Here is a 12326-nt window from a genome sequence, read left to right on the forward strand (position 1 = left end):
CGCCTTGGCTCATTGATTGTGAAAAAACGATGCGGCAACGTATCGACGAGCAGGCTGATGAGAGTCTTCGAAAGATGCTCGAGGGCGGCAGAATTGCTCGAGCGACTGGGCGCGGTGCTCGACGCGATATATGCCGTCTACACCAAGGGCTGGACCGAGACTGGCGTGGCCGGGGCGTCTGAACTGGCGAAGGAGGCGATCTGGCTGGGGCGGCGGAAAAGCTATGTGATCAATCTCAACATGGTGAAAAGGTCCGAAACGCGGACTTCACGCATTGCAAAATTCCGCGATCACATTCTCGCGGGAAAGGGCGCGTTGGAGCGGTGAATCGAGTTGTCGAACGTCGGCGAACGGCGCGAACCGCCTTTCCGGTTCTTCGCTCTTAAATCGAGGTCGATTTAAGGAAGCGTGCAGTAGCGATGGCTCGCTTTCCCTCTGCCAGCCGTTTGCGTAGAATTGCGGGCGGAGGTCCGTCAGCATGAGCGCGACCAGACAGCGCCGACCAGCCGCGAGCCCCGAGGTGTGTGGCATCCGCCTCTTTCTGTGCGGCGACGTCATGACCGGGCGCGGGATCGACCAAGTGCTGCCTGCTCCATGCGGCCCGGCCATACATGAGACTTATCTCAGCTCTGCCTTCGACTATGTTCGTCTTGCGGAGTTGGCGCATGGCCAGATATCTTGGCCGGTCGAGCCCTCCTACATCTGGGGCGTGGCGCTCGATGAATTCGAGCGCGCGCAACCGTGCTTCCGAATTGTCAATCTCGAGACGGCGGTCACCCACAGCATCGACCACGCTGCCAAGGGCATCAACTACCGGATGAGCCCGCAAAACGCTTCCTGTCTCGTGGCCGCCGGCATCGACTGCTGTGTGCTGGCGAACAATCACGTGTTGGACTGGGGACTTGCCGGCCTCTATGAGACATTGTCGGTGTTGCACGGTTTGCAGATTGGCACGGCCGGTGCCGGGCGCGACCGGACCGCGGCCGAAGCGCCAGCGGTCCTCGATGCCGGTGGCGATGGTCGCGTCCTTGTTTTTGCATTGGCGACGCCGACGAGCGGGACGCCTCGGGGCTGGGCAGCCGCACCGCGGAGGGCGGGAGTGAATTTTCTGCCGGACCTCGCCCCAGCGCGGGCACATGAGGTCGCGGCCAAGATCGTGGGCGTGAAACGGCCGGGCGACGTCGCGGTCCTGTCGCTCCACTGGGGACCTAATTGGGGCTATGAAGTATCCGCGGCCGAGCGGAAATTTGCACATGCGCTCATCGAAGAGGCTGACGTCTCGATCGTTTACGGACACTCTTCGCATCATCCCAGGCCGATCGAGGTCTATCGCAATCGGCTGATCCTCTACGGCTGCGGCGACTTCATCAACGACTATGAAGGAATTGCGGGCTATGTGGAGTTCAGGGGAGATCTACGACCGATGTATTTCGTTCGCATCGATCCCGTGTCCGGCGATCTGCTGGAGCTCGAGATCGTTCCGCTCCAGGCGCGTCGCTTCCGGCTCGTCTATCCGACGCCGCAGGACATCGAGTGGCTTATGGTGACGCTGGAGCGCGAAAGCCGGCCCTTTTCCACCGGTGTGGAGCGGCAGGACGATGGCCGGATAGGTCTAGTCTGGCCGCGGGCTTAGCAATATAGCCCAAAATCATGAGCCTTGCGGACTCCGATGGGTTAGAGCGGGATGCAATGAAATCCGTATAATATCGCTGCCTGCCAAAGGGGCGGTCTTGTCGCCTTTCCTCTCGTGGATTCGATCGCACAAGGCGGGCATCGGATCGGCGACAATCGGCATGTCCTCAGACAGATGCGGCTCGTGTTCGAAAGGGCCCGTCATGAAGACCTTTTTCACAGCAGTTCTTGCATGCGCGGTCACGGCAGGATGTATGGAGAGCAGTCGATATGTCAGCCTGTCCGGCTATGCCTACCAGACCGACCCGACCTGCATACGTCGGCAGCCGCCCTGGAAATTCGATCCGCGTTGCGACGAGCCAATACTGGGTTTCTCGGGTTTCACGCCACCTCCCACCTTCGGGAACGGGTTTTGATCCGTCGTGCGGACGGCGCGGATCAGAGTAGTGACGTTCGAACCGTGATGCCTTGTGAAGACGATCGGGTCGCAATGCGCTATGGTACTTGCCCATGTCGGAGGAAACTGGGCAGCCGAGTTCACCTGCCGCAGTCGACGGGCAGGATTCGCATGCTCGCGACCTGATTGCGATCGTGACGGAGTTCGTACGCGAACTGCACTCGCAAAGGGCCAGCTCCATCGAGATCGCGCCCTCAAGCCGGATCGAACGCGACCTCGGCATCGACAGTCTCGGCCGCACGGAACTGACCTTGCGGATCGAACGCGCCTTTCAGGTGAGATTGCCCGCCAACGCCATATCCGAAGCCGAGACGGTCTCCGATCTCGGTCGGGCGTTGGAACGGGCGCGGCCGGCGGGAAAGCGCGGCGTCATCCGCAAGAGTACGGCGTCGGCCCTGCCGACCGTTCCCGCCGCGAGCGAGGCTCGCACGCTCGTCGAAGCGCTCGAGTGGCACGAGAAGCGGCATCGCGACCGCTTGCACCTGACCCTGTTGGAAGACGAGACCACCACGCTCGACACCCTCTCCTATGGCGAGCTCGCCGCGCGCGCGCGCCGGGTCGCCGCTGCCATCGTCCTCCGTGGCGTCGTGCCGGGTGATCGGGTCGCCTTGATGCTTCCGACCAGCGTCGATTTCTTCGTGGCCTTTTTTGGCATTCTCGACGCCGGCGCTGTCCCGGTGCCGATCTATCCTCCGACGCGCCTATCGCAACTCGAAGAGCATGTGCGCCGCCAGGCCGGAATTCTCGGCAATGCCGGCGCTCGCCTGCTCATCACCATGCCGGAGGGCAGGCGGCTTGCCGGACTGCTCAAGGCGGTCGTGGAGCCGCTGAAGGCGGTCGATTGCGTCGCGGATATCGAGAGTGCGGCGTCCGAGAAAGAATTGCCCGGTCCGGCCGATCCGGGCGCGACGGCGCTCATCCAATATACGTCCGGAAGCACCGGCGACCCGAAGGGCGTCGTGCTGAGCCACGCCAACCTGCTCGCGAACATTCGTGCGATGGGCGAGGCCATCCAGGCTGGCTCGAAGGACGTGTTTGTCAGCTGGTTGCCGCTTTATCATGATATGGGGCTGATCGGCGCATGGCTGGGCTGTCTCTATTTCGGCGCTCCGCTCTATGCGATGTCGCCCTTGAACTTTCTCACCAGGCCGGAAAGCTGGCTGTGGGCGATGCACAACTATCGGGCGACTTTGTCGGCATCGCCGAATTTCGGACTCGAGATTTGTCTCAACAAGCTTTCAGACCCCCTCCTGGAGGGCCTCGATCTCAGTTCCGTGCGGATGATCGCTAATGGGGCCGAGCCCGTGAGCGCCGCTACTCTGCGCCGCTTCAGCGAACGCTTCGGGCGCTTCGGCCTGTCTGCCCGGGCCTTGGCTCCGGTCTACGGGCTGGCGGAAAGTTCGGTCGGCCTTGCCTTTCCGCCGCTCGGACGCCCGCCCCTGATCGATCGGGTCAACCGGCGGGCATTGAGCACGCATGCCATCGCCGAAATCGCCAATGCGGAAGATCCGGCGCCGGTTGAAATTGTCGCCTGCGGCCAGCCCCTGCCGCGCCACGAAATTCGCATCGTCGACGATGCGGGCCGCGAGCTCGGCGAAAGGAGGGAAGGCGAACTTCAATTTCGTGGACCCTCCGCGACGGCCGGTTATTTCCGTGATGAAGAGAAGACGCGCGCGCTCTTTCACGACGATTGGCTCGACAGTGGAGACCGCGCCTACATGGCCGGAGGCGACGTCTTCATCACCGGACGCGTCAAGGACATCATCATCCGTGCCGGGCGTCACCTCTATCCGCAGGAGATCGAGGCGGCCGTAGCCGCCGTTCCCGGCGTCCGCAAGGGAGGGGTCGCCGTCTTTGGTCAGGCCGATAGGGCGACGGGCACCGAGCGAGTGGTTGTCATTGCAGAAACCGCTGAAACCGACCCGGATGCGAGCGCATCCATGCAGGAGCGCGTGATCGCGGCCACGACCGACATCGTCGGTAGCCCCGCCGACGAGGTGGTTCTGGTACCGCCGCGGTCCGTACCCAAGACGTCGAGCGGCAAGATCCGCCGCGGCGCCGCGAAGGTGCTCTATGAAAGCGGGCGCATCGGGTCGGAGAACCGGCCCCTTCCGATGCAACTGTCGAGCCTGATGCTGCTCGGTATCGGCGCTCAAATGCGACGGCTGACGCGGCGGCTAAAGGAATTCCTCTTCGCGGTCTGGTGGTGGGCGGTACTCGGCGTCGCACTGTCGGCCGGCGCGGTCGCCGTCCTCGTGCTCCCCCGTCTCTCCTGGCGCTGGCATGCTGTTCGCTGGATTTGCCGCGCGGCACTCGCCGTAATGGGGGTACCGCTTGCCGCCAGCGGCGTCGAATGCGTTCCGAGGCAAGGGGCAATGCTTGCCTTCAATCACTCGAGTTACTTTGACGTATTCGTGCTTGCGGCGATCCTGCCTGGCGAGCCGGCGATCGTCGCCAAAAGGGAGCTTGCCGGGCATTTCCTCGCCGGTCCGCTATTGCGCCGTCTCCAAATTCCATTCGTCGAGCGCTACGACGTGTCGGAAAGTCTGGAAGATGCCAGCAGATTGACGGCTTTGGCCCGAGACGGGCGCGTCCTCGTCGTCTTCCCGGAAGGCACGTTCACCCGCAGGCCCGGGCTCACCGGCTTCTATCTGGGGGCGTTCAAGGTGGCGGCGGCCGCTGGACTGGCGATCCTGCCCGGCATCATACGGGGAACGCGAACCGTACTTCGAGGCGAGCAATGGTTTCCGAGGCACGGTGCAATCAGCGTCGAGATTGCCGACGCCGTCGCGCCGTCCGGAACGAGTTTCGAGGCCGTCATCAACTTGCGCGATGCGGTTCGCGATGTAATCCTTAGCCGTTGTGGCGAACCCGATCTCGGCGGCTTGGCAAAGCCCGAGCCTCCGGCATGACTCCATGATCGAAGCTATCATGGATCGGGAAGTCGGTTGATCGCGGAGTAGCGGAGCGAATTCCTGCCATTTGATTTCTTCGGGGCTGCACGGCGGAAGGCACTTTAGCTTCGCATCAACGCTTTCGATCATTTCGCTGACCCTTGGCTGGAGAGATTGTCCAAAACGACCACGTCACCGGGACGCAGTTCGGGCAGCAGCACCTCCTCGACGTAAGTCTCGAACAAAAGGCGGTTGACGAGCCTGTCGATGACAAGGGGGCGATGAAGCCGCGCACCGTCAGAGCCCTTATGAAGGTTGTCGTTTTCCAGTGACCATGAGGGACGCTGATGCGCAAACGTTCGCCTTTGCGGCTTCGACCGTAGCGGCGCGCCATGTTGGTGGAAACCCAGGTCTCATCGATAAAAACGAGACGTTCCGGATCAAGGTCGAGTTGGCCGTCGAACCAGTCTTGCCGCCGCTTCAGGATGTCAGGTCGGTTTTGCTCCGAGGCATGCGCACTTTTTTGCGCGTCATGTTGTGCCGCTTGAAGAAACGCTGGATCGTCCCGAAGCCGAAGAAGAGACCCCGATCCGCCAGACTGCAGCGTACCTCTTCCAAGGTAGCGTCCCTCTCCGGGCCCAAGGCGTCGACGATAACACTCATATGTGCATCGATCCGACCCGAGCGACGATCGCCGCCAAGCGCCTTGGGCCGGGCGTCGCCCTGTTCTCGCTCCCGACTGCGGCAGCGACTGACACTGGCAGCGCTCACACCAAAACGTTCCGCTGCAGCTCGGTGCGACGGGCCCTGCGCGACCGCCGCCAATACCCGGACCCGCAAATCCATCGATAAAGCCTTCGACATGTCCGCCGCCTCTACACGGCGAACATCTATGAATCAGACCAAAACTGATTTGCATAGCCAAAAAGAATCAATCAGATCGGGTGCCGCTCTAGGTTCCGCCAGCCGAGCTTGACCACGTCGGAGCGTCTGACGCCCAAATTCAGCATCAGTTCCATTGCAAGCCGGGCTTGGTGTCCGGAAAGCCTTGGCTTATTCTTGTGCCCGATCCCGACGTCGAAAACAGCGGCTAAATCGACAACCTGACTAGTTTGGCGCGGCCTGCGATCAAGTCCGCAACGTGATTTATCCTAGCGGAATCGATGAAGAGGTCTGAGATGTCTTCCAATACTCTCGCTACGGCCTCAGCGGTGGAGTCGACCAAGTGTGTAATTCGGCGGCGCACCAAAGGTAAGCCAACTCCAGCTTCCTTCGCATAAGCCTGCCATCCATCCGCGTCCATCTCGGCAAGCGTGGCACGTTTCCCGATCCTCATGGCCATTTTCGGTGAAAGGTCTGGATAGGCGACCGTAGAAAGCAGATCGTACAGCGGAGCCAATCTCGGTCCATGATCGTCGTAGAGGATCGAGAAATTCTTGCCGTGGGCGTCGGCGTTTCCGACAACCAGGTTGAAGATTGCGGCGTCCAGCAGTTTCAACACATCTGTAGCGGGGCGCGCTGATACTCGCCGCAACAGCTCAAAACAGTCCTTGAATGTCGGCCCGCCTTCGCTGGCGTATTTCGTTTCAGGCGGCACGCCTAGCGCCTGGCAAAAATCTTCCTGGTGTATGCGGCGCACGGCGCCGCTGGCATCGCGGACACGGTCATATCTTTCGACCAGAAGAAACGAGCGTCCTTCCGCAGACCGCGGTTCGACGGGGGCGACGTCTAGGCCGATTGTGGCGCCGAGCTTCATAGCGAAGGCTTCGTTTTCGGTCGTCCCTGGGAAGCGCGCGATCGGCGGCTTAAGTATGTGCGTGGTCGCCTGGCCGGGAAGCGGAAGCGCGATCCGCCCATCAATCAGAACAACTGGCACTTTCGATTGGGCGCCGGCCAACGATAGTCTCAAGCCTTCCTCGCCGGCCAGTAGCGGCCGCGTAGGAAGTGCGTCTAGCACGCGGACGATTCCTGCGTCGTCCAGAGGCGTCGGCTGCTGGTCCGCAATCGGTCCGGTCTCTATGGGTTCCTGATTGTCCGGCAAGAGTTGAAGAGCGCCGGCAACATCGCCGCCCAAGCGATCGAGTAGCGCGAAATCATTTGCAGGTGAGACGCCCAGTGCTTGCGCTGCAACCAGGCGCTGGCGTTCTTCGGGCAGTAGGCCGCCAAAAAATGGTCTGCATTCACGACGGGAAAAACGCTCCGGGCGCTTCGGTAGGGAGGCTGAAAGCGGAAGTGTGCTTTCATCTTCGATCCAAGCTTCAGCGTAGGCGAAGCCGATATCGCCGTGCCGATCCTGGGTGAATTGCCCGACAATTCGACCATTCCACCAGACGTTGAGGACCCTTGCCGTCATTGTCTGCGCTCACCAGGAGCCAGAATATCGACCGAACAGCCGAGCGTTTGCAGAACCTGCAACACTTTTCCTATCTGAGCTGTCGGCTTACCGGCTTCGAGATCGACAATGAACCGGAGCCCGACGCCAGCAACGCCTGCAAGCTCGTCCTGCCGCAAGTTTTGCTCCTTGCGAGCACTTCGGACCAGCGCGCCGATATCAGATGGAGTTTTAACCCGTTTTGCCATCATTATTTTCCCGCTCGGGAAAATAGCAGCATGTTGGCTGCTCTGTCGAGTTAATATTCCCGAACGGGAAAATTAACGTGGTCGGATGATATCTTCCACAGATAATTTCCCGATCGGTAAATTTTGTAGAGGGTTGGCTCAGCGCGGCCAATCAATTGATGCGAATAAGCGGCGCTTGTGAAAACCGAGTCCGGTTTCGATCATGCCAGTTTATCAAGCATAGAAATTGGCACCATTCGTCGCGATCGCATCCTTCAGAGAAGCCCTGCTTCAGGCGCACAGTTTGAATCGACAGAGCGGCCGGCTTGTTGTCCGGTCGTGTCCGGCTGGCTAGGCCGTAGGCACTGGCTACGCCGCGCGTCAGCCGCGCAAACACTCCGCTCCGCGTAAGCCAACAGAATTGCTTCATTTAACCAGGAAGGCTCCAGCCACGCCGCCTGCGCTCGGGTCCTTTGATGCCTGGGCGATTAATCCGTTCAGCGAACAACAACGACCGAGCAAGGGGCGTATTGAACGACCTTTTGCGATACGCTTCCAACGAGCAGTCCCCGCAAACGGCCAAGCCCTCGGCTGCCGACAACGATCAGGTCGGCGCCGACTTCGTCGGCCACCGACAGTATGGTCTCGGCATAGTCGCCCGGCTCGACGCGGGTGTCTACTGTGCCGACGCCGAGAGTCCGGGCATTTTCGGCAGCGTCCCGCGCGATCTGGTCTCCAAGGACTGAAACCGCTTGTGGAATATCGCCCTGCGACGCTTGAAAGAACTCGTTCATCGAGGCGGGAACGCGCCCGAGTTGGGGCATGGTGTAGGCAGATACGCGGCGGACCAGATGTTCCGCATCGGCAAGGCGATTTGCCTCTTCAGCTCTGAGGCCATGCAGAATGACGTGAAGAACCGTGAGCCGCGCATTGGCGGCCTTGGCGAGATCCGCCGCCATGGTTACTGCGTCGTGGGCCTTGTCCGATCCGTCGGTGGCGACAAGAATGTGCTTGGTCATTTACACCCTCCTCCATATCGAGAGCCTCGCGCGTCGCCGACGCAATTCAATGATTCCCGTCAAAGAGCCGAGGACGGGCGAGCTCTGGATTTCTCAGAGTGCTTCAGGCTCCGAAAGCAGTCGGGACAAGCAGGCAAGGAACTCGGCCGCCCGCGGCGCGTGGCTGACCCTTTGATCGCCGGCGACCGTCACCTGGATTACCTGCCGAACACAGACGGTATCGGCAATTGCCCAGGGGCGGGGGCCGGGCGTGCCGCAGGCGATGATTGAGACCTGCGGCGGATGGATCAAAGGAAAAATGATGTCGGCATTGCCGTCGCCTATATTGTTCAGGATGACGGTCGCGTCCGTTATCTCCGATCTGCGCAACCGGCCGAGCCTGGCGCGGGGTGCAAGCTCAGCGATCGCCTCCATCAGTTCGTCGACGCTCTTCGAGTCCGCGTCGCGGATGGCCGGTGCGACCAGGCCGCCGCCGCGCAGCGGCGTCGCAAGTCCCATATGGACGGCGGATGATGGCCGGAAGCCTCTCTCGCCGTAATGACCGTTGAGATCCGGCACATCCTTCAGCGCGAGTGCCGTCGCCTTCATCAGCGGCGCCAGGTAGAGGAGCCGGTTCTTGGCCCTCCGGCCGGCGTTCGCCGCCCCCACCCAGTCGAGGAGCGGCGTGGCGTCGATGGCATGGGACACCCAGTAATGTGGTATCTCGCGCTGCGACCGCAGCATGGCGATAGCGGCTGCCTTGCGAAGGTCATCGCGAACGGGCCACAGGCGGCGCTTCGAGGTTCGCGGTTCCTGGTCATCGTCGCCTGGGACCACGGCCGTGCTGGCGCCGTTCGCGACGACGGGCCAAACAGGGGGAAATCCGTGTACCGTGTGCATGCCGGGGTACTGCAATCCGGCGGACGAGCGCTGTGTCGGACGTAGCCACACTGTGGACGGCCGTGCGGACCCGCGCCGCTCATAGGGATGTCTCGCGACCGCGCCGCTTGCTTTAGCGGCACGCAGGGGGCGATCGGCTTCCTCGGAGCTGAAAATCGTTGCCAGAACGGTTCCGACTTCGATCTGCCGCCCCGGCTGCACACGCTGTTCTCCGATGACGCCCTCGTCGAAGGCTTCGATCTCTATGGCGCCCGTCTGCGTCTCAGCGAGAGCAATGACATCGCCCCGCTTGATGTGATCGCCGGGTTGCTTGAACCACTCGACGAGGGTTGCGGCCTCGATTTCGGCCGCAAGCGTCGGCATCTTGAACTCGATCATCGTCGCATCGCCTTCCTGACTTGCGCAATGTCTCGTCTGGCGCACGCGCAGGCGAAAAGCCCGCACGGGTGGCCGGATGTCCCGCCCGCGTCCGAAGCTATCGGCAGGACGCCGAATAATAGCGATCTGCGGCGCGCTTGACGAGATCGCTTTGAACGGCGTCATTGGCCGTGTTCATTGCGACCGTTTCCGACCCCAAATGGCACCATTTTCCTGTTATGATATGCGGATCGAGGCCAATATGACACCAAGGATCGATGATCCATGGCCCCAGATCGAACCGACGTTATCGAAGTTGAGATCCCGCCCCACCGGTTGCCGGGGTTTCTCCGCCTGCCGGAGAGGCCGCGCGGCGTGATCGTGTTTGCGCATGGCAGCGGATCGAGCCGCCACAGCCCACGAAACACCTATGTGGCGGAGGCCTTGCGGAGACGGGGCTTCGCCACGCTGCTTTTCGACCTCCTGAGCGGGCGGGAAGCAGAGAACCGCGCCAATGTCTTCGATATTCGTCTTCTGGCCGATCGTCTTGTCGACGCATGCAGCTGGGTTGCGACGGCACCCGGCGCCCGTGGGCTGGCGATCGGCCTTTTCGGGGCGAGCACCGGCGCGGCCGCCGCTCTCGTGGCGGCGGCGGAACTTGGCGATCGGGTGTTTGCGGTTGTCTCGCGTGGCGGAAGACCGGACTTGGCAGCGGCAGTGCTCGAAGGCGTCGGTACGCCGACGCTGCTCGTCGTTGGAGGGGACGACGAGGATGTCCTTCGGTTGAATCGTGCGGCCTTGGCAAAGATCGCGGGCCCCAAGAGGCTGGAGATCATCCCGGGCGCGACGCATCTGTTCTCGGAACCAGGTGCGCTCGATGCGGTTATCGAAGCAGCGGCCGATTGGTTTGAAAGCCATTGCGGCCGCAACGGCAGGACAGAGAGCGGAGGGTAGCGCGGTGCGTTATTCGGACCGTCGGGAAGCGGGACAACAACTGGCAAAGGCGCTCGATCACTATCGTGGGCAGGAAGTTGTCGTGCTCGCGCTGCCGCGCGGCGGCGTCCCGGTGGCGTCAGAAGTGGCGGCTCATCTCAACGCGCCACTCGACCTCCTGCTCGTGCGGAAGATCGGCGTGCCGTGGCAGCCGGAGCTAGCAATGGGAGCGGTGATAGACGGCGACAGGCCGGCGGTCGTGCGCAATGAGGAGACGATCCGTCTTGCCGGCGTGACGGACGCCGAATTCGAGAGCATCTATCAAAGGGAACTCGCCGAAATCGAGCGACGGCGTCGCCTTTATTTCGCCGATCACCCGCCAACGGAGATCACGGGGCGTGTCGTCATCGTCGTCGACGACGGGATCGCGACCGGGGCAACAGTCAAGGCAGCGGTGATCGGGCTCAAGTCGAAGAAGCCGGCAAAGATCGTGGTCGCTGTTCCGGTTGCTCCGCCGGACGCCGTTGCGGAACTGGAGAGGGAAGCGGACGAAGTGATATGCCCGCTTCAGCCGCGAATGTTCGGCGCCATCGGCTACTTCTACAGGGATTTCGATCAATTGACCGACACGGATGTCATGAGTCTCCTCGCTGGACGGTCATGAGCGCTCCAACAGGCGGAGCGGCTCACTTCAGGGCCGTCGCCAATCGGTGGATATGCTGCGCTCCAATCCCGCAGCAGCCGCCGATGAGGGTCGCACCCGCCTCGGCCCATTGGCAGGCAAAGCGGGAATAAGCGTCGGCGTTCAGATCATCGCGAGTGTCGTGCAGCGTCTCGTTCGCAGCACCGTCATCCTGATCGCCATCCAGGGCATTGGCATAGACGCCGACCTCGATCGCGGCGCCATTCTCGCGTAGAACGGACGTGGCGACCTCGATCGCGTTGCCCATCACCTCCGGACGGCTGCAATTGAAGAGGAGGGCGCCGGCACCGGCGCCAGCTGCCCAGGTGGCCGCCCGCGCTACGGGCTCTCCGGACCGCAGCCGTGGTTCGTCGCCGTTGATCGCGGTGACCTCGTCGTCGAGAGTGAAGGAGATCCAGAAAGGCTTGCCGGTCTTTTCAACGGCGACGCGAACGGCATCCCCTTCGGCGATCAAGCTCAGTGTCTCGCCGAGCCAGACATCGACGTGGGGTGCCAGGTTCTCGACCAGCACCGCGAGATAATCCTGCACCCGCGATCCATCGAAACGCTCGGGCTCATAGGAGCCGAAGATCGGCGGAAGCGAGCCCGCGACGAGGATATTGCGTCGGCTTTCGACGTCCGCCGCCGCCCGCGCGAGCCTGCCGGAAAGATCGATCAGCGTCGGTCCCTCCGCGCGAAAGCGCTCCTCGCCGATATGGAAAGGAACAAGCGCATAGCTGTTGGTGGTGATGACGTCGGCGCCGGCTTCAATGAACTCCTCATGCACCTGCCGCACGATTTCGGGCGTTTCGATCAGTGCCAGGGCCGACCATTCTGGTTGCCGCAATTCGGCGCCTAGGCGGATCAGTTCCCGGCTCATGCCGCCGTCGAGGACACGTATGTTCTTCATGTGA

General features: G+C 62.0%; 10 protein-coding genes and 1 pseudogene. 5 read left to right on the top strand and 6 right to left on the bottom strand.

All coding sequences use genetic code 11. From position 1 onward, the window contains the following. Positions 1 to 57 precede the first annotated feature (57 nt). The 3 genes from EKH55_RS29845 (at position 58) to EKH55_RS23750 (ending at position 5001) form a co-directional block, all read left to right on the top strand. Positions 58 to 327 (top strand): YdeI/OmpD-associated family protein, encoded by a 270-nt coding sequence (locus EKH55_RS29845; RefSeq protein ID WP_151613397.1) that lies wholly within the window; start codon positions 58 to 60, stop codon positions 325 to 327. Between the two features lie 151 nt (positions 328 to 478). Next, positions 479 to 1633 carry a CapA family protein gene (locus EKH55_RS23740; protein ID WP_069460077.1) on the top strand — a complete coding sequence of 385 codons (1155 nt, stop codon included), beginning with the start codon at positions 479 to 481 and terminating at the stop codon, positions 1631 to 1633. 509 nt (positions 1634 to 2142) lie between these two features. Further along, positions 2143 to 5001 (top strand): AMP-binding protein, encoded by a 2859-nt coding sequence (locus EKH55_RS23750; RefSeq protein ID WP_151613398.1) that lies wholly within the window; start codon positions 2143 to 2145, stop codon positions 4999 to 5001. A 78-nt stretch (positions 5002 to 5079) separates the two neighbouring features. Here EKH55_RS23750 and EKH55_RS23755 read toward each other — a convergent pair. From EKH55_RS23755 to EKH55_RS23780, 5 genes and pseudogenes are all read right to left on the bottom strand, one after another. Next, a pseudogene (locus tag EKH55_RS23755) lies at positions 5080 to 5847 on the bottom strand (IS630 family transposase); the annotation flags it as partial. A 226-nt stretch (positions 5848 to 6073) separates the two neighbouring features. Continuing rightward, positions 6074 to 7336 carry a type II toxin-antitoxin system HipA family toxin gene (locus tag EKH55_RS23765; protein ID WP_151613399.1) on the bottom strand — a complete coding sequence of 421 codons (1263 nt, stop codon included), beginning with the start codon at positions 7334 to 7336 and terminating at the stop codon, positions 6074 to 6076. Beyond that, positions 7333 to 7563, bottom strand: a complete 231-nt coding sequence (locus tag EKH55_RS23770; RefSeq protein WP_151613400.1) for a helix-turn-helix transcriptional regulator — start codon at positions 7561 to 7563, stop codon at positions 7333 to 7335. Before EKH55_RS23770 ends, EKH55_RS23765 begins: the two co-directional genes overlap by 4 nt. Positions 7564 to 8039: 476 nt before the next feature. Then, positions 8040 to 8561, bottom strand: coding sequence for a universal stress protein (locus tag EKH55_RS23775; protein WP_151613401.1), 522 nt, complete (start codon positions 8559 to 8561; stop codon positions 8040 to 8042). Between the two features lie 93 nt (positions 8562 to 8654). Continuing rightward, positions 8655 to 9818 (bottom strand): 2-oxo acid dehydrogenase subunit E2, encoded by a 1164-nt coding sequence (locus EKH55_RS23780; RefSeq protein WP_151613402.1) that lies wholly within the window; start codon positions 9816 to 9818, stop codon positions 8655 to 8657. 264 nt (positions 9819 to 10082) lie between these two features. On the opposite strand from EKH55_RS23780, the gene EKH55_RS23785 reads away from it, so the two are divergent. Next, on the top strand, positions 10083 to 10751 hold the full coding sequence (locus EKH55_RS23785) for a dienelactone hydrolase family protein (RefSeq protein WP_151613403.1): 669 nt from the start codon (positions 10083 to 10085) through the stop codon (positions 10749 to 10751). Between the two features lie 4 nt (positions 10752 to 10755). After that, positions 10756 to 11394 (top strand): phosphoribosyltransferase, encoded by a 639-nt coding sequence (locus tag EKH55_RS23790; protein ID WP_151613404.1) that lies wholly within the window; start codon positions 10756 to 10758, stop codon positions 11392 to 11394. Between the two features lie 22 nt (positions 11395 to 11416). Here EKH55_RS23790 and EKH55_RS23795 read toward each other — a convergent pair whose 3' ends face one another. Then, positions 11417 to 12322 (bottom strand): homocysteine S-methyltransferase family protein, encoded by a 906-nt coding sequence (locus EKH55_RS23795; protein ID WP_151613405.1) that lies wholly within the window; start codon positions 12320 to 12322, stop codon positions 11417 to 11419. Between the last annotated feature and the right edge of the window lie 4 nt (positions 12323 to 12326).

It is taken from the genome of Sinorhizobium alkalisoli, assembly GCF_008932245.1.
GTDB lineage: Bacteria > Pseudomonadota > Alphaproteobacteria > Rhizobiales > Rhizobiaceae > Sinorhizobium > Sinorhizobium alkalisoli.